The 20,048-nt window shown below is 59.2% G+C and carries 21 protein-coding genes; 10 read left to right on the top strand and 11 right to left on the bottom strand.

Features of this window, described 5'->3' with window-relative positions; all coding sequences use genetic code 11:
- Nucleotides 1-5 precede the first annotated feature (5 nt).
- The 6 genes from ACLD9W_RS07425 to rfbB all read left to right on the top strand — a co-directional run bounded on the left by ACLD9W_RS07425 (nt 6) and on the right by rfbB (nt 6,028).
- Entirely contained in the window at nt 6-1,085 is a 1,080-nt protein-coding gene (locus ACLD9W_RS07425; RefSeq protein ID WP_410841425.1) for a glycosyltransferase family 9 protein, read from the top strand.
- On the top strand, nt 1,086-2,111 hold the full coding sequence (locus tag ACLD9W_RS07420; RefSeq protein WP_410841424.1) for a hypothetical protein: 1,026 nt from the start codon (nt 1,086-1,088) through the stop codon (nt 2,109-2,111).
- A gap of 63 nt (nt 2,112-2,174) precedes the next feature.
- Complete coding sequence (locus ACLD9W_RS07415) at nt 2,175-3,269, top strand: hypothetical protein (protein WP_410841423.1); 1,095 nt, start codon at nt 2,175-2,177, stop codon at nt 3,267-3,269.
- On the top strand, nt 3,266-4,099 hold the full coding sequence (locus tag ACLD9W_RS07410; RefSeq protein ID WP_410841422.1) for a glycosyltransferase family 2 protein: 834 nt from the start codon (nt 3,266-3,268) through the stop codon (nt 4,097-4,099). The genes ACLD9W_RS07415 and ACLD9W_RS07410 overlap by 4 nt, the downstream gene beginning before the upstream one ends.
- 6 nt (nt 4,100-4,105) lie before the next feature.
- A complete protein-coding gene (locus ACLD9W_RS07405) occupies nt 4,106-4,900 on the top strand; it encodes a hypothetical protein (RefSeq protein ID WP_410841421.1) in 795 nt (264 codons plus the stop codon).
- 63 nt (nt 4,901-4,963) lie between these two features.
- Entirely contained in the window at nt 4,964-6,028 is a 1,065-nt protein-coding gene (gene rfbB / locus ACLD9W_RS07400) for a dTDP-glucose 4,6-dehydratase (protein WP_410841420.1), read from the top strand.
- Nucleotides 6,029-6,186: 158 nt separating this feature from the next.
- On the opposite strand, the gene ACLD9W_RS07395 is transcribed toward rfbB, so the two are convergent.
- From ACLD9W_RS07395 to prmB, 11 genes are all read right to left on the bottom strand, one after another.
- A complete protein-coding gene (locus ACLD9W_RS07395; protein ID WP_410841419.1) occupies nt 6,187-6,381 on the bottom strand; it encodes a hypothetical protein in 195 nt (64 codons plus the stop codon).
- A 354-nt stretch (nt 6,382-6,735) separates the two neighbouring features.
- Entirely contained in the window at nt 6,736-7,551 is an 816-nt protein-coding gene (locus tag ACLD9W_RS07390) for a sulfite exporter TauE/SafE family protein (RefSeq protein WP_410841418.1), read from the bottom strand.
- 90 nt (nt 7,552-7,641) lie between these two features.
- A complete protein-coding gene (locus ACLD9W_RS07385; RefSeq protein WP_410841417.1) occupies nt 7,642-8,406 on the bottom strand; it encodes a glycosyltransferase family 2 protein in 765 nt (254 codons plus the stop codon).
- A gap of 66 nt (nt 8,407-8,472) precedes the next feature.
- Nucleotides 8,473-8,604 (bottom strand): hypothetical protein, encoded by a 132-nt coding sequence (locus ACLD9W_RS07380; protein ID WP_410841416.1) that lies wholly within the window; start codon nt 8,602-8,604, stop codon nt 8,473-8,475.
- A gap of 75 nt (nt 8,605-8,679) precedes the next feature.
- Nucleotides 8,680-9,774 (bottom strand): recombinase RecA, encoded by a 1,095-nt coding sequence (gene recA, locus ACLD9W_RS07375; RefSeq protein WP_410841415.1) that lies wholly within the window; start codon nt 9,772-9,774, stop codon nt 8,680-8,682.
- Nucleotides 9,775-9,900: 126 nt separating this feature from the next.
- Nucleotides 9,901-10,410, bottom strand: a complete 510-nt coding sequence (locus tag ACLD9W_RS07370) for a peptidylprolyl isomerase (protein ID WP_410841414.1) — start codon at nt 10,408-10,410, stop codon at nt 9,901-9,903.
- A 239-nt stretch (nt 10,411-10,649) separates the two neighbouring features.
- Nucleotides 10,650-11,600, bottom strand: coding sequence for a thioredoxin-disulfide reductase (gene trxB / locus ACLD9W_RS07365; protein WP_410841413.1), 951 nt, complete (start codon nt 11,598-11,600; stop codon nt 10,650-10,652).
- A 60-nt stretch (nt 11,601-11,660) separates the two neighbouring features.
- The gene (locus ACLD9W_RS07360) at nt 11,661-12,122 is read right to left on the bottom strand and encodes a hypothetical protein (RefSeq protein ID WP_410841412.1); all 462 of its coding nucleotides are present in this window, start codon (nt 12,120-12,122) and stop codon (nt 11,661-11,663) included.
- Nucleotides 12,123-12,212: 90 nt separating this feature from the next.
- Entirely contained in the window at nt 12,213-12,776 is a 564-nt protein-coding gene (locus tag ACLD9W_RS07355; RefSeq protein ID WP_410841411.1) for a hypothetical protein, read from the bottom strand.
- Nucleotides 12,777-12,895: 119 nt separating this feature from the next.
- Nucleotides 12,896-14,710 carry a SurA N-terminal domain-containing protein gene (locus ACLD9W_RS07350; protein ID WP_410841410.1) on the bottom strand — a complete coding sequence of 605 codons (1,815 nt, stop codon included), beginning with the start codon at nt 14,708-14,710 and terminating at the stop codon, nt 12,896-12,898.
- A gap of 258 nt (nt 14,711-14,968) precedes the next feature.
- A complete protein-coding gene (prmB, locus tag ACLD9W_RS07345; RefSeq protein WP_410841409.1) occupies nt 14,969-15,868 on the bottom strand; it encodes a 50S ribosomal protein L3 N(5)-glutamine methyltransferase in 900 nt (299 codons plus the stop codon).
- Nucleotides 15,869-16,012: 144 nt separating this feature from the next.
- Between prmB and ACLD9W_RS07340 the strand changes: the two genes are divergently transcribed.
- From ACLD9W_RS07340 to ACLD9W_RS07325, 4 genes are all read left to right on the top strand, one after another.
- Entirely contained in the window at nt 16,013-17,422 is a 1,410-nt protein-coding gene (locus ACLD9W_RS07340; protein ID WP_410841408.1) for a hypothetical protein, read from the top strand.
- Nucleotides 17,423-17,667: 245 nt separating this feature from the next.
- The gene (locus tag ACLD9W_RS07335) at nt 17,668-19,053 is read left to right on the top strand and encodes a GntP family permease (RefSeq protein WP_410841407.1); all 1,386 of its coding nucleotides are present in this window, start codon (nt 17,668-17,670) and stop codon (nt 19,051-19,053) included.
- A 9-nt stretch (nt 19,054-19,062) separates the two neighbouring features.
- Complete coding sequence (locus ACLD9W_RS07330; protein WP_410841406.1) at nt 19,063-19,581, top strand: gluconokinase; 519 nt, start codon at nt 19,063-19,065, stop codon at nt 19,579-19,581.
- Between the two features lie 78 nt (nt 19,582-19,659).
- A complete protein-coding gene (locus ACLD9W_RS07325) occupies nt 19,660-19,935 on the top strand; it encodes a hypothetical protein (protein WP_410841405.1) in 276 nt (91 codons plus the stop codon).
- Nucleotides 19,936-20,048: the final 113 nt, after the last annotated feature.

Below are 20,048 nucleotides of genomic sequence, written 5' to 3'. Positions count from 1 at the left end.
AAACAATGAGCGCAAAAACCCTGTTCAAAGCCATCAAAAAACGCCTGCAAACGCTGCGCATCCGTGCGGGCAAGGCGTGGCTCGACCGTGCGCCGGTGCCGTCTGAAAAGCCGCTTGCGCCGGAGAATATCGGCGGCATTCTGTTTTTGCGCCAAGACGGCAAAATCGGCGACTACATCGTCAGCTCGTTTGCCTTTCGCGAAATCAAAAAAGCCGCGCCGCACATCCGCATCGGCGTGGTCTGCACCGAGGCCAACCGCAGCCTGTTTGACGCCAATCCGCATATCGACGCGGTGCATATTATCCAAGCCAAAAGCAGCCGCTCGTATCGGGAAACCGGCCGCTCGATTGCAGGGCAATATGATGTCGTTATCGATCCCACCGTATTGGTGCGCAACCGCGATTTGGTTTTAATCCGCAGCATCAGCGCGCCCTACAACATCGGCTTTGCCAAAGAAAACTACCACATTTTCAACCGCAACATCGCCGATAAAAAACAGCATTTCAGCGAGATTTACCGCGAGGCTTTGCAGATTTGCGGTTTCCAACACATCGACACGCGCTACGATTTGCCCGAGCAGCCTGAAAGCGCCGCCGCCGTGGGCGCGTTTTTGCGGCAGAACGCGCTGGGCAATTATGTGGCGGTAAACTTTTTCGGCGCGGCCAACCGCCGCCGTTTCAGCGAAGCGCGTATCCGCGAAATGCTCGATTATTTTGCCGCGCATTTTCCCGATACGCGCTTTGTACTGCTTACTTATCCTGATGCCACTCCGCTGCTGTCGCGCCTGATTGCGGGGCGGCGCAACTGTTTTCTCTACGCCGATACCGCCACAGTGCAGGATTCCGCCGAACTCATCCGCCACGCGCACACCGTGATTTCGCCCGATACCGCGCTGATTCACATCGCCGCCGGTTTGGATAAAAACATCATCGGCCTATATCAAAACGACGCGCAGAATTTCGCCAACTGGCATCCCAATTCGCCGCGCGCCGAGATTGTGCGCTTTGAAGCGCATATCGACGAAATCGCGCCCGAAATGCTGGCCGCGCCGCTGGCACGTTTTACCGCGCAGGAGGCCGTCTGAATGGGCAAACCCACCGTATTGCTGGGCATGATTAACGATGCCGCCATGTCGCAAACCGTAGCCGCCTGCCTCGAATACCACGGCTTCGAGGTGGTCAACTTCGCCCTTGATTCGCTCGATTTCCGCTATCCGAACCTGCGCTCGCGTCTGGCCGTGTTGCTCAAAAAAACGCTGGGCAACCGCCAAGCCAAAAAAGAGCTGATGATCGAACTCAAACGCCGCCAAGTTCAGACGGCATGGAACGCGCATCCGCAGTTTGATTACGCGCTGTTTATCCGCTCCGATATTTACCCCGACAGCTTTCTGCGCGAAGTGCGCCGCCGCAGCCGCGTGATGGTGAACTACCAATGGGACGGCGTGGCACGCTTTGCCGCCGCCCAAGCGCAAATCGGCCTGTTTGACCGCTATTATGCGTTTGACCCCGCCGACATCCGCGCCGATTCCCGCCTGCTGCCCGCCACCAGTTTTTATTTCGACCACGACCTAAGCGGCCTTGCGCCCTACAATCCCGCCGCGCCACGGTTTTACTTTGTCGGCTCGCACCGCGCCGACCGCCTCGACGACATCCGCCGCTTTTGCCGATACACGCAGCAGGCCGGCTGGCAGCTCGATTTTCACATCGTCAACCCAAACCAGCCCGAAGCCGCTCAGGATTACCCCTTTGACGGCGTTTACTTTGCCGACGATGTCCCCTTTGCCGACAACCTCGAGCGCGCCCGCCGCAGCAGCGTGTTGGTCGATTTCGTTATCAGCACCCACAGCGGCCTGTCGCTGCGCACCTTTGAAGCCCTCGGCTACCGCAAAAAACTGATTACCACCAACGCCGAAATCGAAAAATACGATTTCTACCACCCCGACAACATTTTTATCTGGCGCGGCGGCAGCCTCGACGGCCTGCAAGCGTTCATCGCGCGGCCGTATCACGAACTGCCGCAGGAAATCTACCAAAAATACAGCTTCGGCAACTGGGTGCGCTATGTGTTGGACATTGAACCGCACATCAAAATCAGTCTGCCCGCCGCGTGAGTTTGGCAAGGCTGCCAAAACGGTAATTATCAACCCTACCCCGCAGACAACGAATCACATACAATGCCGCCCTTCCATCACGCCGACACCGCCATGAAAGCCAAAACCGTCATCCTCGCCATGCCGCCCATCTTCGGCATCCACCAAGTTATTGCCGAAAACCTGCGTTTTCACGGTTTTGAAGTGACCGAGCTGATCTACGAAGAAGGAAAATTCACCTACGCCAATATCTGGCAGCGGCTGAAAAAACTGTTTTACCGCAATCTATTGCGCCAACGCGAATACAAAAAAGAGCAGCTGTTCCAGCCCTATCTTGCCGATTTCACCGCCAAACTCGACCAAATCGAAGGACAGGCCGACTACTGCTTTATGATCTGGCCGGGCGTTTTCCCCAGCAGCTTTATGCAGACCCTGCGCGACAAAAGCCGCCTGATGGTGCACTACAACTGGGAAACATTGGAATTTCTCGAACACGAGTTCTACAAAATCAAATTCTTCGACAAATTCATGTTTTTCGACCCCTACGATATCGGCCGCCGCCCCGAATACGCTGACAAACTCATCCCCGCCACCAGCTTCTGGTTCGACTGCTACCTGCAGGAGGAACAAAACGACGGCAGCCTGTTTTTTATCGGCTCGCACCATAAAGAGCGCATCGCCGACATCCGCGCGTTTTACCTTGCCGCCGAATCAATCGGCCTGCCGACCGACTTTCGCATCGTATCGAAAAACCCCCAAGAGGCCGAACAGGAACTGGCTTTGCCCGGCGTACGCTATCTCTCTTCCGCCGACGCGCTGCCCTACCGCGACAACCTGCTGGCCGCACGCAAAGCCGGCGTTCTCGTCGATTTTCTCCACACCAAACACCACGGCCTCTCCCTGCGCGTTTTCGAAGCGCTGGGCTACGGTAAAAAACTGATTACCACCAACCCCACCGTCGTCCACTACGACTTCTACCATCCCGACAACATTTTTGTCTGGAGTGGCGGTAACACCGAAGAACTCAAAGCCTTTTTACAACACCCCTACTCGCCGCCGCCCGAAGCATTGAAGCAGAAATACAGCTTCGGCAACTGGATACGCTGGGCGTTTGATATCCTTCCAAACCAAAGTATCGGCCTGCCGACGCTGCCGAAAGAAACGCGACACACAACATGACCGACACCGCCACACAACCCTTGGTTTCCGTCATCATCCCCTGCTACAACACAGAGGAATACCTGCCCGAAACGCTGGACAGCGTGTTGGCGCAAACCCATACCAAACTGCAAATCATCGCTGTCGACGACGGCTCGACAGACGGCACACCCGCCGTTTTGGAGCGTTATGCCGTTGCCGATCCGCGCCTGCACATCATCACTCAGGAAAACAGCTACTGCGTCCGCGCGCGCATCAACGCCATTGCCCGCGCCAAAGGAAAATACCTAGTCTGCCTCGATTCTGACGACAAAATCGCACCCGACTACATCCGTGAATGCGTCAGCATAGCCGAACAAAACCTCCATACCGACATCGTATACAGCGATGCGGAATTTTTCGGCACCCGTTACGGAACATGGCCGCTGGCAGAATTTTCCCTTCCCGAATTTCTGATGGAAAACAGCATTTACATCACCGCTCTAATCCGCAAATCCGCATACGATAAAGCAGGAGGCTTCGATCCGAATTTAACCTTTTTCGAAGACTGGGATCTGTTCATCTCCATGATTAAAAACGGATCGGGCGTTCATAAAATCGGCAAAACCATGTTTTTCTACCGCAAACGGGAAAACGAAACTTCCGTCAACAACCTGTCGTCGGGAGAAACCGTTTCCGACAACGCGTTCAAAATCTACCAAAAACATTACGGATTCTACAAAGCAAACGGCCTGTCCTATCTCCGCCTGCTCTATACGGCAGCCGATGCACACAAAAAACAGAAAAAAGAAAATCTGAAACGCCGCGGCAGAATCCAATACCTGCTGAACAAATGGTTTGGAAAGCGATAAACGGTCATGTCCCTTGCCAAACTCGTCCATAAAATCAAATATGGCAAATCCAAACCTCCGGCAGGCCTCTACTCATACCGCCCCGAACGCTATCCGGATTCCTTTGTCAGCCGATATCCGCAAACCATAGAGAAAAGAAAAGACCGCGTCGCCCAAACCGTCTATGCCTTTTGGACAGGCAGCAACCCCATGTCGGAAAACAGGCAAAAACATTTCCAACTGCTCAAAGCCAATATCGGCGTCGATTTGATTTTGGTCACACCCGACAACCTGCCGCAATACATTCTGCCCGACCATCCCCTGCACCCGGCCTTTTCCCATCTGTCGCTGGTGCACAAAGCCGACTACCTGCGCTGCTATTTCATGCACAACCACGGCGGCGGCTACACCGACATCAAAGCATGCCGCCACAACTGGCGGCCGCTGTTTGCCCGGCTGAACAAAAGCCGCGACTACCTGATCGGCTATCCCGAAAGCGGCGTATACGATCTGGCACCCGTCGACGGCACAACGGGCGCCGATATGCGGACACACTACCGCCACATCATCGGCAATGGCGCCTATATCTGCCGCAAAAATACCCCGTTTACCCGAGAATGGTATGAAGAACTGCTGAACCGCATGGACGGCTACGCCGACGCATTGCAGCGCCATCCCGGAAACATCATGGGCGACAATCCCGGTTACCCGATTGCCTGGACAGCCGTTTTGGGCGATATCTTCCACCCCCTCTCATTAAAATATATGCACCAAATCCTCAGAAGCGACAAACTCAAACCCATGCTGACCGACTACCGCTAAAATCCGTTTGCCCCATCAGGCCGTCTGAAAGCTCATCTATTCGAAAAAACACAGGAAATCCCCATGACCCTTCTCATCACCGGCGGCGCCGGCTTTATCGGTTCCGCCCTTATCCGCCACCTGATCCAAAACACCGACGAGCGCGTCGTTAATCTCGACAAACTCACCTATGCCGGCAACCTGCAATCCCTTGCCGCCGTGGCCAGCAACCCGCGCTACACCTTCGAGCAGGCCGATATCTGCGATCGTGCCGCGCTCGACCGAATCTTCGCCGAACACCGCCCCGATGCCGTCATGCACCTGGCCGCCGAAAGCCATGTCGACCGCAGCATCGACAGCGCCGGCGAATTTATCCACACCAATATCGTCGGCACCTTCACCCTGCTCGAAGCTGCCCGCGCCTATTTCGAAAAGCAGCCTGAAAACCAGCGCGCTGCCTTCCGCTTCCACCACATCTCCACCGACGAAGTCTATGGCGACCTGCACGGCACCAGCGACCTCTTCACCGAAACCACCCCCTACGCCCCGTCCAGCCCCTACTCCGCCAGCAAAGCCAGCAGCGACCATCTCGTGCGCGCCTGGCAGCGCACCTACGGCCTGCCTACCCTGATCACCAACTGCTCCAACAACTACGGCCCCTACCACTTCCCCGAAAAACTCATCCCCCACATCATCCTCAACGCCCTCTCCGGCAAACCCCTGCCCGTCTACGGCGACGGCAGCCAAATCCGCGACTGGCTGTATGTCGAAGACCACGCCCGCGCCCTGTATCAGGTTGTTACCCAAGGAAAAGTCGGCGAAACCTACAACATCGGTGGTCACAACGAAAAAACCAATCTCGAAGTCGTACGCACCGTCTGCGCCCTGCTGGAAGAACTCGCGCCGCAAAAACCCGCCGGCGTGGCGAAATACGAAGACCTCATCACCTTCGTCAAAGACCGCCCCGGCCACGACGCCCGCTACGCCATCGACGCCGCCAAAATCGGCCGCGAACTCGGCTGGCAGCCGCAGGAAACCTTCGACACCGGCATCCGCAAAACCGTCGCCTGGTATCTGGAAAACCGCGACTGGTGGCAAAACGTCCTCAACGGCAGCTACCGCCTGCAACGGCTGGGCGCAGGCGCGTAAACCATCAAATAGGCCGTCTGAAAAAACTTCAACGAAGTGAAAAACGCTTTCAGACGGCCTCAAAGCAAAAGGCCGTCTGAAATTCCCTAACCCTTCCGATAAAGGAAACATCATGAACAGCAAACGCCTCCCTACTCTCCTCGCCGCCGCCCTCACCCTCAGCATAGCCGCCCCGCCGCCGAGCTGGCTTCAAACAAACCGAACGCCCGGGCGAAAGCCTCGTCCGACAGCAAAACAATGACAGCAGCATAGAACGCGCCGTCATCATCACCGAAAACGACACCACACGCGGCATCGCTGCCGAAAACGCTTGGATTGCCCAAAACCATCCCGGCTACCGCAAAATCGGTCAAGCCCTAATTAAAGAAGGCGGCGGCATCTACGACCGCATCGACATCCAAGCCCCCGACGGCAGCCGCCGCAGCGTCTATTTCGACATCCGCAGCTTCTTCGGCCTTTACAACGGCAAACCGCTGATTTGAAATATAGTGAGTCAAAATAAAAATCTACGGCGTTGCTGCGCCTTAACTCACAGAGGGCGGTTTTCTACGGCATTAAAAATGCCAAGAAAACCAGCCCCGTGCTACCTGTACTGTCTGCGGCTTGCTGCCTTGTATCTTTTTGTGTTGACTCACTATAAAGAGGCCGTCTGAAAGCGGGGAAACCCTTTTCAGACGGCCTTTTGCATCGCAGGCGGCAACAGCGCCCTACCAGTTGTGCACGATTTTCCAAGCCATGCGCAGGGTAATCAGCAGCAGCAGGATGCCGAAGCCTTTTTTCAGCTGGGCGGCGGGCAGTTTGTGCGAGATTTTCACGCCGAAGGGGGCGGACACCAGTGTGGCGGCGGCCAGCACGGCGACGGCGGGCAGGTAGATGAAACCGGCCGAGGCGGGGGGCAGGCCGGGGCTGCCCGCTCCGGCGTACCAGTAGCCCGCCGCGCCCGCCACGGCAATCGGCCAGCCCAATGCGGCGGAAGTGCCGACGGCGCGGTGGACGGGGACGTTGCAGAAGGTGAGGTAGGGCACAGTGAGCGAGCCGCCGCCGATGCCGATCCAGCTCGACAGGACACCGAAGAGGCTGCCCATGCTAAAGAGGCCGCCGCGTCCGGGCAGGTGGCGGCTCGGCGAGGGTTTGATGCCCATCAGGGCGCGCACGGCAATGATGCCGATAAAAACGGTGAAGAAAATCTGCAAGCCTTTGCTCGGCAGGTAGCGGGCAATCAGTGCGCCGACGGCAACGCCTGCCAACACGCCGGGAATCATGCTTTGCAGAATCTGCCAGTCGACCGCGCCTTTTTTGTGCTGCGACAGGGCGCTGGAAAAGGAGGTGAACACCATCACGGCAAAGGAGGTGCCGATGGCGGTGTGCTGGGCGTAGGCCGACTGCTCCAAGCCCTGCATCTGTAAAATCCACAATACCAGCGGTACGAGGATGGTGCCGCCGCCGACGCCGAACATACCGGCGATAATGCCGGCCAGTGAGCCGACGGCCATTAGGATGAGGATGGTTTCGGGTGTCCACATGGTTGCTTCTTTCTGTTGGCAAAAAGGCCGTCTGAAAGCGGGGTTTCAACGGATCTCGAACCCGACGGGGCTTTCAGACGGCCTGATCGTTCAGGAACGGCCTGCCTGCCGCGCATATATTTCTTGCAGTTTGATGTATTTGTTGAGGGTGTAGTTGGCGTAGTTTTTTGCCAGCGCGTAGCCCAGCGCACCGTCGAGAAAGCCGAGTTTGAGGAAATACATTTTGACGAAGGCGATCTGCGGGCGCAGCCAGAGGTCGGCGAAAGGGCGCGGGCGGCGGCCTTCGCGCAGATAGCGCTCGGCCGAGAGGGCGGAGTAGCGGTTCATTTTCGCCAGATACTGGTCCCAGTTGTCGTAGGTGTAGTGCAGCATGGGGGCGGCGAGGTTTTTTTCGGGATAGGGATGGACGGTTTTTTCGTGCACCAGTCCTTCGAAGCGGACGTTGTCGCGCGGCAGCAGGCGGGTGACGCGGTCGGGGCTGAGCGGGCCGTGGCGGACGGGGCGGCCGCCGAAGTGGTTGAGACGGGTGACGCGGTAGGCGGTTTGTTCTCCGGCATTGGCGGCTTTGCGGATTTCGCCGGCCAGCTCGGGCGTGCAGCGTTCGTCGGCGTCGATAACGAATATCCACGGGCAGGCGGCCTGTTGCACGGCAAAGGTTTTCTGCCCGCCCCAGTCGCCGTTCAGGGCGCGGCGGACGACTCTCGCGCCACACTCTTCGGCAATCTGCGCGGTGTCGTCGTCGCTGAAATCGTCGATAACGACGACTTCGGCGGCAAAGGGGCGGCAGCTTTCGATGCAGGCGCGGATGTTTTCCGCTTCGTTTTTCGCCAGGATTAAAACGCTGATGTCGGCCATGTGTCGGTTCCGTATGCGGAAAAGGCCGTCTGAAAACGGGTTGGCACCCTTTCAGACAGCCTTTTGTTATTGGTTGCCCAGGCGTTTGCGCTCGCGCTCTTCGCGGCCTTCCCTAACCGCGCCGACAAAGAAATAGATGCCTGCGGCGATGAATGCGCCGACGGTGACGGCGGTGAAGATGAAGAGGAAGTTCTGCATGGTGTTTCCTTGTTGCGGCAGGCCGTCTGAAAGGCATTTTTATGTTTTCAGACGGCCTTGCGGGTTGGGCCAGGCTTATTCTTCGGGCTCGTCGCCGTCGGTTTCGTCGCGCGTGCCTTCGGTGATTTGGATGTCGACGCCGGCTTTTTCGCGGATTTTCGCTTCGATTTCGCGGGCGACTTCGGGGTTTTCTTTCAGCCAGACGCGGACGTTGTCTTTGCCCTGGCCGATTTTCGCCCCGTTGTAGCTGTACCAGGCGCCGGATTTTTCGATGACGCCGAGTTTGCCGCCGATGTCGATCAGCTCGCCTTCCCAGCTGATGCCTTCGCCGTAGAGGATGTCGAACTCGGCGGTGCGGAAGGGGGGCGCGACTTTGTTTTTGATGACTTTGACTTTGGTTTCTTTGCCGATGGGGCTTTCGTCGCCTTTTTTAATCTGGGTGCTGCCGCGGATGTCGATGCGCACGGAGGAATAGAATTTGAGCGCGTTGCCGCCGGTGGTGGTTTCGGGGTTGCCGAACATCACGCCGATTTTCATACGCAGCTGGTTGATGAAGACGACGAGGGTGTTGGTTTTTTTGATGTGGCCGGTGAGTTTGCGCAGCGCCTGGCTCATCAGGCGGGCTTGCAGGCCGACGTGGCTGTCGCCCATGTCGCCTTCGATTTCGGCCTTGGGCACGAGGGCGGCGACGGAGTCGATGACGACCATGTCCACCGCGCCGGAGCGCACCAGCATGTCGCAGATTTCCATGGCCTGCTCGCCGGTGTCGGGCTGGGAGACCATCAGTTCTTCGACTTTGACGCCGAGGGCGCGGGCGTAGACGGGGTCGAAGGCGTTTTCGGCGTCGATAAAGGCGCAGGTGCCGCCGTTTTTCTGGCATTGGGCGATGGTTTCGAGGCAGAGGGTGGTTTTGCCCGAGGATTCGGGGCCGAAGATTTCGACGATGCGCCCGCGCGGCAGGCCGCCGACGCCTAGCGCAAGGTCGAGGCCGAGCGAGCCGGTGGAGATGACTTCGAGGGTTTCGTCTTTGTGGCTGCCGTCCATCTTCATGATGGAGCCTTTGCCGAACTGTTTTTCAATCTGTGCCAGGGCGGCGGCAAGGGCTTTGCCTTTGTCTTCGGGTTTGACCTGCTCGACGGTGTTTGATTTTTTGCTCTTTTCTTCTGCCATGATGGTTCTCTCGGTGGATGGATATGGAAAACAAAACGCGCGGATTATCGCATATGGGGAGGCCGTCTGAAAGGGCGAGGCCGTCTGAAACGGGTTTCAGACGGCCTCCTGCGGCGGCAAGCCGTTTTATACGATTTCGGCTTTTTCGATGATGACGGGCTCTACGGGCACGTCGTCATGGTAGCCGTGGCTTTTGGTGGCGACTTTTTCGATGGCGTCCACCACGTCGAAGCCGTCGGTGACTTTGCCGAAGACGGCGTAGCCCCAGTCTTGGACGACCCGTCGGCCGTGCATTTCTTTGGCGCGCTGGTTGAGGAAGACGTTGTCGGCGGTGTTGATGAAAAACTGCGCCGAGGCGGAATGCGGGTCGGAAGTGCGCGCCATGGCGATGGTGTATTTTTCGTTGGCCAGGCCGTTGTGGGCTTCGTTTTCGATGGGGTCGCGGGTGGCTTTTTCGCCCATATCGGGACTCATGCCGCCGCCTTGGATCATGAAGCCGGGGATGACGCGGTGGAAGATTACGCCGTCGTAGAAGCCGTCTTTGACATACTGCTCGAAGTTGGCGGCGGTGATCGGCGCTTTTTCGTGGTCGAGTTCGATGGTGATGACACCTTTGTTGGTGGTCAGTTTAATCATGGGTTTTTCCTTAAATATGCGGGTGGATGGGAGGCCGTCTGAAAAGGCTTTTGCGCTTTCAGACGGCCTGTACGGATTAGGAGCTGTTGACAATTGGTTTGCGAAGCGGGTTTTGCGTCAGAAAACAGCAGATGCAAGGCGCAAACCGCAGCAAGGTTGGACACCTTGCGAGGATTTGCAACGCAGCAGATGCCGTTTTCCGGCGCAAAATCCGCCGCAAGACCAAATGTCAGCAGACCCTAATGTTGGCTGTCGAGCCAGCGTTCGGCATCGAGGGCAGCCTGGCAGCCCGAGGCGGCGCTGGTGATGGCCTGGCGGTAGGTGTGGTCTTTGACGTCGCCTGCCGCCCATACGCCTTCGATGTTGGTGGCGCCGACGTTGTCGCCGCTGCCGCCGCGCGTTTTCAGATAGCCGGCTTCGTCCATGTCGAGCTGGCCTTTGAAGATGTCGGTGTTGGGCTTGTGGCCGATGGCGATGAATACACCCTGCACGGCGATGTCTTCGCTTGTACCGTCGTTGAATTTGAGGCGCGCGCCGCTGACGCCGCCTTCGCCGCCGAGGATTTCTTCCAGCACGGCGTTGGTTTTCAGGATGATTTTACCTTCGTCCACGCGGCGCATCAGTTTGTCGACCATGATTTTTTCGGCGCGGAAGCTGTCGCGGCGGTGGATGAGGGTGACGGTGTCGGCGATGTTGGCCAGATACAGCGCTTCTTCGACGGCGGTGTTACCGCCGCCGACGACGGCGACGTGCTGCTGTTTATAGAAGAAGCCGTCGCAGGTGGCGCAGGCGGAGACGCCGCGTCCGGCAAAGGTTTCTTCGCTTGGCAGGCCGAGGTATTTGGCGGAGGCGCCGGTGGCGACGATGAGGGCGTCGCAGGTGTATTCGCCCGCGTCGCCCGTGAGTTTGAAGGGGCGGCTTTGCAGGTCGGCGGTGTGGATGTGGTCGAAGATGATTTCCGTGCCGAAACGCTCGGCGTGGGAAAGGAAACGCGCCATCAGTTCGGGACCCTGCACGCCTGCGGCGTCGGCCGGCCAGTTGTCGACTTCGGTGGTGGTCATCAGCTGGCCGCCCTGTTCGAGGCCGGTGATGATGGCGGGTTGGAGGTTGGCGCGGGCGGCGTAAACGGCGGCGGTGTAGCCGGCGGGGCCGGAGCCGAGGATGATGAGTTTGTGGTGTTGTTTGCTCACGGGCTGTCCTTTCGGGGTTTGAGGCCGTCTGAAAATGTTTTCAGACGGCCTCATGATGAATCAGGAGGAGAAGACGGTGTGGGTAACGATGACTTTACCGCCGCGTTTTTCGTAGCGGGTTTGGAAGCCGTCGCCGGCGACGCAGTCGTCCATGCCGCCGCTTTTGACGCTGACGGTGTTGCCGCCCTTGTATGCGAAGCGGTATTCGTGGCGGTAGCTGCCGCAATCGCCCGGGCTGCTGTCGGAGGCTTTGCGGTTTGTTTTCGGCAGGGTGCGCGGCAGGCCGGTGTCGCGCGGGATTTCGTCGGAGATGAAGGTTTCGGTTTCGACAGGGGTGTAACGGTAGCGGCCACCTTGGAAGCGGGCATAGGCTTGGGCGAGCGTGCCGGAAAATTCGCAGCGGTAGGTGGTTTCGACGCCTTTGTTTTCGACGAAGGCGCAGCTGTCGGCGGTTTCGACGGCAGCTGCGGCGGAGAGGGAAACGGCGGCGGCAAGAAGGGCGGCGGCGTGGCGCGGGTTCATGCGGGTCTCCTTGATGGGTGAAAAAAACGGAAACGGATGTTTTCAGACGGCCTCAAAGCGTTTGCCGCAGCTTTGAGGCTGTCTGAAAAATTATCTGCGCCTGCGACCGAAGCCGCCGAAGCCGCTGCGGCGGGGCTGGCGGTAGTTGGGCTGGGCGCGGTCGGTGGGGCGGTAGACGCCTGCCTGTTGTCCGGCCGGGCGGCTCGGGCGTAGGGAAGACGGCACGTTGGGTCGTTTGCCTTTGTATTGCTGCTCGTAGCGGCTGCGCACCTGCTGCGTGGCGGGATTGACGGGCGCGCGGCTGAAACGGTTGGCCAGCGCGTTGCCGATGAACGCGCCTGCGGCCGCACCGACCAGGCTTTGCAGCAGCCAGCTTCCCGTGGAGGGGTCGTAAACATACTGCTGGCCGTCGCTGCCGGTAACGGTTTCGCCGTTTTTGCCTTTTTCCTGCGCTTCGGCCGACAGGGTTTCGTTTACCGCGTCGGGGTTGAGCTGGTAGACAGTTTGGTCGGCGGCGGAAGCGGCCTGCGCCTGCAATTGGGCGATTTGCTGCTGCTGGTCTTTGAGCTGCTGTTCGAGTTCGGCCTGCCTGTCGTTGCCGCAGGCGGCGAGGGTGAGCGCGGCAAGGGCGGGAAGGATGTAGCGGGTTTTCATACGGGTTCCTTGTCGTGTGTTGCGGGAATGTGCGCCTGCATATAGGCGCGGCGGCGGGGAAATCAAGGCCGTCTGAAAACGGGCGCGGCGGATGCGGCGCTTTCAGACGGCCTCAGGTGCTATTGTCCCGACGATTCGAGTTTCTGGTGTCCCTGTTTCAGCTCGATTTTGCTTTTCAGATAGTCCAGCAGGCTCGAATACATGCGGACGGCGCTCTGCTGCGCGATTTGTTTGCGGACGAGGGTTTTCTCCTCCGCGCTTGCCTGCGGCACGGTTACCGACTGCACTTCCATCAGCACGGGCACGGGCAGTCCTTCGAGCAGGACGTAGGCCGGTTTGCCCTCTGCCGGGCGGGCTTTGGCCAGCGCGGCGAGTGCCTGCGGCGGCAGACGCATGCGGGCGTCGGTGGCGCTCAGGGTTTCGACGGGCGACCAGGCCAGTTCGGGTTTGCCGCCTTTTTGCAGCTCGGCCAGCAGTTTTTTGCCCTGCTCCTGCGCGGCTTTGGCCGATTCGCTGTTAAGGTAGGCGGCGCGCACTTCTTCTTTTGCCTGCTCGAACGAGGGTGTGCTCTCTTCGCGGGTTTCGCTTGCGCGTACTACCCAGTAGCCTTCGCCCACGGCAATCGGGTCGGAATTGTGTTTTTTCTTGAACACTTCGTCGCCGAACAGGGCTTCCACCAAATCGGCGGGCAGCTGCGCCTGCTGCGCTTTGTCTTTGGTCAGCCATTCGCCGCCTTCTTTTACCGGCAGACCGGTTTTTTCGGCGGCGGCTTTGAGGCTGTCGGGCGAATCGAAGGCGGCCTGTTGCAGGATTTCGCGTGTTTTCGCCAGCGCCTGCCGCGCCTTCTGCCGTTTCAGTTCGGCTTCGATCTGCGCTTTGGCTTCGTCGAAACTTTCCGAGCCGCCAAGGTTGTCGATGTGCACGATGTGGAAGCCTTCGTCGGTTTCCACCAGTTCCGTCGCGCCTTTGCCGAGTTTGGCGACGGCGGTTTTGAAGGCTTCGGGCAGCGGCGTATCTTTGCCGATTGCGCCGAGGCTGCCGCCCGACTGCGCCGTGCCTTCGTCCTGCGAATATTTGCGCGCCAGATCTGCAAAGGTGTCGGGCGCGGCTTTGGCTTCGGCCAGCACTTTTTCCGCTTCAGCCTTCACGGCGGCTTTGTCCGCCGCGGCGGCTTTGAACATGATGTGCGACACTTCGCGCTGCGCTCCGGCAGCTTTCTGCCGCTCGTCGAAGGCTTTTTTCACTTCGTCTTCGCCCACGGTCTGTTTGTCGGCCAGCGCGTCGGCGGAAAGTTCGATGTATTGGAATTTCACAGCCTGCGGGCGGACGTATTTGCTTTTGTCTTTGTCGTAATAGGCTTTGAGCGCGGCATCGTCGGCCTTCACTTGCGCGGCGAAGTTTTTCGGGTCGAGTATCACGGTGCGCACGGTGCGGTCGGCCAGCACGGTTTCGGCGTAACGCGTGTATTGCGCGTCGGTGACGATGTTGCCGTTGGCGGCGAGGTTGACGAGGTTTTGCAGCTGGAACTGGCGGCGCAGGGTGTTGAGGAACTGTTCTTCGTTCATGCCGCTCTGTTGCAGGAAGTTGCGGAATTTTGTTTCGTTGAAGCGGCCGTTTTCGTCGTGGAAACCCGGATCGTCGACGATCACCTGTTTCAACTGCGCGTCGGACACGGCGATGCCCATCATTTTCGCGCCCTCGGTGAGGAAGGCGCGTTCGGTCAGCACAGTCAGGGCGTCTTGCGGGCTGCCCAGTTTTTCTTCGCGCTGCGCCTGCTGTACGCTTTGGGTGCTGATTTTTTCGCCGCCGACTTTGACGATATAGTCCGATCCTGCGGCGATGATGCCGCCCGCGCCGAAGCCGACGAAGGTGAGCGCAATCAGACCCAGCAGGATTTTGGCCGGGCCGCGGTATTTTTCTACGGTGGAAAACATGGTGTGAATGCCGGTTGGGTAGGTAAAAAAAGGCCGCCATTGTAACCGATTTCGCCTGCGCCAGAAACACGGGAAAAGGCCGTCTGAAAAGCCTGTTTCGGGCTTTCAGACGGCCTTTTGCCCGGGCGGGCGGCGACGGCTTTTGGGCTGCATCAATCACAGAAAATTTCAAAAAGTCCGCCCGGACAGGTTCACCCTGCCCTGCTCCGCTCCGGTTTTCAGACGGCCGCAATCGGGCAAAGGCCGCCTAAAAGCAGCCTACTGCCCACCCAAAAGTTGTTCGCGGGTAAGCAAAAAGACGAAGCCGTCGCCGCCGCTGGTTTCCAGCCAGGTGAAGGGCAGCTCGGGATAGGCGGCTTCGAGTTCGGCGCGGTTGTGGCCGATTTCCACCAGCAGCACGCCGTGCGGGTTGAGGAATTTGGCGGCGTGCAGCAGGATTTGCCGCGTGGCGTCGAGGCCGTCTTTGCCGCTGCCGAGCGAGAGTTCCGGCTCGTGCAGGTATTCGGGCGGCAGTTCGGCGACGGATTCGGCGTCGACGTAGGGCGGGTTGGAGACAATCAGGTCGTATGTGCCGTCCAAGCCCTCGAACAGGTCGGTGTGTATCAGGTTGACACGCTCTTCGAGACCGTAGTCTTCCACATTGACGGCGGCCACTTCCAGCGCATCGAGGCTGATGTCGGCGGCGTCGACCACGGCGTCGGGATAATGGTAGGCCGCCTGAACGGCCAGACAGCCGCTGCCCGTGCACAAATCGAGCACGTTGTGGACGAGTTCGTCGTATTCGATCCACGGCCGCAGCGGCTCGCCCAGCAGTTCGGCAATAAAGGAGCGCGGCACAATCACGCGCTCGTCGACGTAAAAATCAAAATCGCCCTGCCGCGCGTGGTGCGTCAGGTAGGACACGGGCAGACGCTCTTTCACGCGCCGTTCCATCAGGCCGAGCAGCTCCTCTTTTTCAGACGGCATCAGACGCGCGTCGAGATAGGGTTCGAGCACGTCCAGCGGCAAATTGAGCGTGTGCAGAATCAGATAGGCGGCCTCGTCGTGGGCGTTGTCACTGCCGTGGCCGAAAAAAAGCCCCGCTTCGTTAAAGCGGCTGACGGCGAAACGCAGCAGGTCGCGCACGGTAAAAAGGTGTTCGGCGGCTTGGGTGAACATGGTTGGCCTCGCGTTAAAAAAGGCGCGGATTATACCGCAAGGCCGCCGCGGCGGGTTTCAGACGGCCTCAGCCCGCCGCTGGACAAAGGGCTTTACATTTTGCATAATCCGTAAAATTTTGTTTGATTATTTAAAGGAAAACCGATGAAACCCCTGTTTCTCGCCGCTGCGCTGGCCGCCCTCGGCCTGAGCGGGTGCAGCAGCACCGGCGGCAAAACGCCGCAGGAAATGGTGGCGCATTCCATGGAGCGCAGCCTGTCGAAAGACTACAGCTACAATTTTTCCGCCGAAGCGCGCGTGTCGCTCACCGGCCAAAAAGACGGGAACGCCCCCGAAACGGCGCAAAAAATCACCGACGACACGGCCAAGAAGCGGGAAACACTGAAAAAACTGCTCGCCGACGACAAGCTGCCCGAGGACGAGCGTGTTTGGGTCACCATGGCCGAAGAGGCCAACACCGAACCGGGCGGCTTGGCCTACCGCGCCATTTCCCGCATAACCGACCCGCTGGCCGCCTTGCCCGCCGCGCATTCCTATTTTGAAAAAAGCCGTCTGAAAGCCGAAGGCGCGGTGGACATGGCGGCGGGGAAAATCGAAATCGTGCCCGAAATCGCCGTCAAAAGCCGCAACGAAAGCCTGAACATCCGCATGCCCGTGCTGCTGGACACAAAAGACATGTCGGCCATTGTCGAGCTGCCCGAATCCGTAGCCGCCGCCATGTCGCTGACGGTTGGCGAAAAAACCGCCAAGCGCCTGCAAACCCTGCCGATGCGCTTCACGCTGAAAGACATCGACGACACAAACGAATGGGCGAAACTGCCCGTTAAATCAGCGGCCAAAGCCCTGTTCGCCGCCGCCTACCGCAGCTACGCCGATATGCCCGAAGGCACTTACACCGCCCTGCCGCTCGACGCCTACGGCCGCAGCATCGGCGCTGCCTACCGCATCGGCTACCGCGAAGACAAAGCCTTTGTCAACGCCTACACCGCCAACCTCTACAAACACTTCTCCGCCGAACTTACCCGTTTGGAAAAAGAAGCCCCCGAAACGGGCATTTCCGCCGAAGGCTACAAAGCCGTGCACGAACAGGCCGCGCAGCTGAACCGCATCTTTACCGAAGGCTGGATGCTGCCGGAAGACGCCGATGCCGACAGCGAATCCGTGCGCTCCGAAGTCGAACGCTACCGCCGTCTCAAAGACAAATACGGCCGGATGGCACCGGTCGAAGACATGATCTGGCAGGTCGACATCTATCTCGACAGCAAAGGCCGCTTTGTCGGACAGCGCCGCTACACGCAGATCAACGGCAAAGAAAACGCCTTCAATATCGACATGACGCTCAGAATGTACAACTTCGGCAAACCGAAATTCACCTTCCGCCCCGATCCCGCGCAAACCGTCAGCATGAAAGAATATGCCGACGCACTTGCCGAACGGCGTAAGAGCCGCCACGGCAACAGCGCCGACACCCGGGCAGGAAATGCCTATCCCGCCTCCCCGTGCGCCACTTACACGAAAAAACACAAACAATCCGCCGGCTGCGCCAAACGCTGAACCGGACTGTAAAGGCCGTCTGAAAGCGCAGATTCGACACAGCCGAAACCGCACTTTCAGGTGGCCTTCCGAACGCGGCACCACTGATGCGGCAGCCGTAGCCAACCCGTCCGATGTGTAAACATCGTGCCGCTTTTGCTTCAATTTGCGCCGCTTTGTGTTATCGTTGCGAAAATTCCAGCAATATTATTTTCAAACCCTTTCTCCAACATCCTATCCAATCACTTAAAAAAGGTAGCTTCACAATGGAAAACTGGTCGCAAACACTGGGAGCAGGCACGCTCCTGGGCATTGCCGCGGGCGCGGTACTGCTGATTCTGCTGCTTATCGTCAAATTCCGCATCCACGCCCTGCTGACCCTGATACTCGTCAGCCTGCTCACCGCGCTGGCCACCGGCTTGCCGGTCAACCACATCGTCAACGACGTGCTGGTGAAAAACTTCGGCGGCACGCTCGGCGGCGTCGCCCTGCTGGTCGGCCTGGGCGCGATGCTCGGCCGGCTGGTGGAAACCTCGGGCGGCGCGCAGTCGCTGGCCGACGCGCTGATACGCGCCTTCGGCGAAAAACGCGCGCCCTTCGCGCTGGGCGTCGCCTCGCTGATTTTCGGTTTCCCCATTTTCTTCGACGCCGGGCTGATGGTGATGCTGCCCATCGTTTTCGCCACCGCGCGGCGCATGAAAGCCGAAGTGCTTCCCTACGCCATGGCCTCCATCGGCGCGTTCTCCGTGATGCACGTCTTCCTGCCGCCACACCCCGGCCCGATTGCCGCTGCCGAGTTTTACGGCGCGAACATCGGGCAGGTGCTGATGGTCGGCCTGCCCGTCGCCGTCATTTCCTGGTATTTCAGCGGCTATCTGCTGGGCAAAGTGCTCGGCCGCACCATCCATGTGCCCGTGCCCGACTTCCTCAGCGGCGGCGCGCAGGACAACGACCAACCCAAAACCCCTGCCCCCGCGTCCACCGTTATCGGCATCCTGCTGATTCCCATGGTGCTGATTTTCCTCAACACCGGCCTAGCCACCCTCATCAGCAAAAAAGCGGTTGATGCGGGCGAAACTTGGGTGCAGATGCTGCAAATGATCGGCTCGACCCCCGTCGCCCTGCTGATTTCCGTGCTGGCCGCCATGATCGTGCTCGGCCGCAAACGCGGCGAACAGGCTTCGGCTTTGGAAAAAACCATAGACGGCGCACTCGGCCCCGTCTGCTCCGTCATCCTCATCACCGGCGCGGGCGGCATGTTCGGCGGCGTATTGCGCGCCTCGGGCATCGGCAAAGCGCTGGCCGACAGCATGGCCGACCTCGGCATCCCCGTTTTGCTCGGCTGCTTCCTCGTCGCCCTTGCCCTGCGTATCGCCCAAGGCTCGGCCACCGTCGCCCTCACCACCGCCGCCGCCCTGATGGCGCCCGCCGTGGCCGCCGCAGGCTTTAACGACTGGCAGCTTGCCTGCGTCGTCCTCGCCACCGCCGCAGGCTCGGTCGGATGCAGCCACTTCAACGACTCCGGCTTCTGGCTGGTCGGCAAACTGCTCGACATGGACGTGCCCACCACCCTAAAAACCTGGACGGTCAACCAAACCCTGATCGCTGCCATCGGCTTTGCCCTGTCCGCAGCCGCCTTCGCCGTGTTTTAAGGAGCAGACATGACAGTACACTTTGTCATCATGGGCGTGTGCGGCAGCGGCAAAACCACCGCCGCCCAAGCCCTGCAAAAACAACTCCAAGGCTGCCCCTACGCCGAAGGCGACGACTTCCACACCCAAGCCAACCGCGACAAAATGGGCGCAGGCATCCCGCTGACCGACGCCGACCGCGCCCCCTGGCTCGAAAGCCTGCGCGACTGGATGGACGCGCAGGCGCAGGCGGGCGCGGCCTATTCCGTCGTCACCTGCTCCGCCCTCAAACACATCTACCGCGACATCCTGCGCGGCGCGCAAGGCCGCGTCGCCTTCATCCACCTCGCCCCGCCGCACGATGTCAACCTGCGCCGCATGACCGCGCGCAAAGGCCACTACATGAAAGCGGGCATGCTCGACTCGCAGCTGGAAATACTCGAAGAGCTCACGGCAGATGAATACGGCGTCAAAATCGTCAACGACGGCACGCCCGCCGAAGCCGCCGAAGCCATCGCCGACTGGCTCGGCCGCGAAAACCTCGTCTGACGCCGCACACAAAAAAGGCCGTCTGAAAAACCGTGGCACAAACGGCTTTCAGACGGCCTCTTATTCAGGAGTCCGCCCGTGAACACCCCCTTCCCCGACTGGTTCGACGAACTGGCACAGCTCGAAGCCGAAGCCAAAGGCGTTTTGTCCGATTTTCCACTCATCATCAACGACCGCGAAACCCGTTTCACCTTTTACGATCCGGCGCGCCTGCGGCAGGACATCGAAGCCGAAAGCGGCACCCCCTATATCCGCATCAACAACCTCGTCGTCCTGCCCCGCGTCAGCAAAGAAAACATCCTGCTGTTTGTTCAAGACCTGTCCGAAGCTGACGCAGACGGAAAGGCCGTCTGAAAACAGCGATCGTCTGAAAAACGGTGGCCGTCTGAAAAACGGTGGCCGTCTGAAAAACGGTGGCCGTCTGAAAAACGGTGGCCGTCTGAAAAACGGTGGCCGTCTGAAAAACG

Source organism: Neisseria sp. WLZKY-1 (genome assembly GCF_046546535.1).
Classification (GTDB): domain Bacteria; phylum Pseudomonadota; class Gammaproteobacteria; order Burkholderiales; family Neisseriaceae; genus Neisseria.
This window is presented reverse-complemented; position numbering and strand designations above follow the sequence as displayed.

Excerpts from the sequence above, each read along its gene's own strand:
- ACLD9W_RS07420 (WP_410841424.1), top strand. The coding sequence starts at position 1,086 with ATGGGCAAACCCACCGTATTGCTGGGCATGATTAACGATGCCGCCATG.
- ACLD9W_RS07410 (WP_410841422.1), top strand. The coding sequence starts at position 3,266 with ATGACCGACACCGCCACACAACCCTTGGTTTCCGTCATCATCCCCTGC.
- ACLD9W_RS07330 (WP_410841406.1), top strand. The coding sequence starts at position 19,063 with ATGACAGTACACTTTGTCATCATGGGCGTGTGCGGCAGCGGCAAAACC.
- ACLD9W_RS07405 (WP_410841421.1), top strand. The coding sequence starts at position 4,106 with ATGTCCCTTGCCAAACTCGTCCATAAAATCAAATATGGCAAATCCAAA.
- ACLD9W_RS07360 (WP_410841412.1), bottom strand. The coding sequence starts at position 12,122 with ATGAACCCGCGCCACGCCGCCGCCCTTCTTGCCGCCGCCGTTTCCCTC.
- prmB (WP_410841409.1), bottom strand. The coding sequence starts at position 15,868 with ATGTTCACCCAAGCCGCCGAACACCTTTTTACCGTGCGCGACCTGCTG.
- recA (WP_410841415.1), bottom strand. The coding sequence starts at position 9,774 with ATGGCAGAAGAAAAGAGCAAAAAATCAAACACCGTCGAGCAGGTCAAA.
- ACLD9W_RS07355 (WP_410841411.1), bottom strand. The coding sequence starts at position 12,776 with ATGAAAACCCGCTACATCCTTCCCGCCCTTGCCGCGCTCACCCTCGCC.
- ACLD9W_RS07335 (WP_410841407.1), top strand. The coding sequence starts at position 17,668 with ATGGAAAACTGGTCGCAAACACTGGGAGCAGGCACGCTCCTGGGCATT.
- ACLD9W_RS07340 (WP_410841408.1), top strand. The coding sequence starts at position 16,013 with ATGAAACCCCTGTTTCTCGCCGCTGCGCTGGCCGCCCTCGGCCTGAGC.
- ACLD9W_RS07350 (WP_410841410.1), bottom strand. The coding sequence starts at position 14,710 with ATGTTTTCCACCGTAGAAAAATACCGCGGCCCGGCCAAAATCCTGCTG.
- ACLD9W_RS07380 (WP_410841416.1), bottom strand. The coding sequence starts at position 8,604 with ATGCAGAACTTCCTCTTCATCTTCACCGCCGTCACCGTCGGCGCATTC.
- ACLD9W_RS07390 (WP_410841418.1), bottom strand. The coding sequence starts at position 7,551 with ATGTGGACACCCGAAACCATCCTCATCCTAATGGCCGTCGGCTCACTG.
- ACLD9W_RS07370 (WP_410841414.1), bottom strand. The coding sequence starts at position 10,410 with ATGATTAAACTGACCACCAACAAAGGTGTCATCACCATCGAACTCGAC.
- ACLD9W_RS07385 (WP_410841417.1), bottom strand. The coding sequence starts at position 8,406 with ATGGCCGACATCAGCGTTTTAATCCTGGCGAAAAACGAAGCGGAAAAC.
- ACLD9W_RS07425 (WP_410841425.1), top strand. The coding sequence starts at position 6 with ATGAGCGCAAAAACCCTGTTCAAAGCCATCAAAAAACGCCTGCAAACG.
- rfbB (WP_410841420.1), top strand. The coding sequence starts at position 4,964 with ATGACCCTTCTCATCACCGGCGGCGCCGGCTTTATCGGTTCCGCCCTT.
- ACLD9W_RS07415 (WP_410841423.1), top strand. The coding sequence starts at position 2,175 with ATGCCGCCCTTCCATCACGCCGACACCGCCATGAAAGCCAAAACCGTC.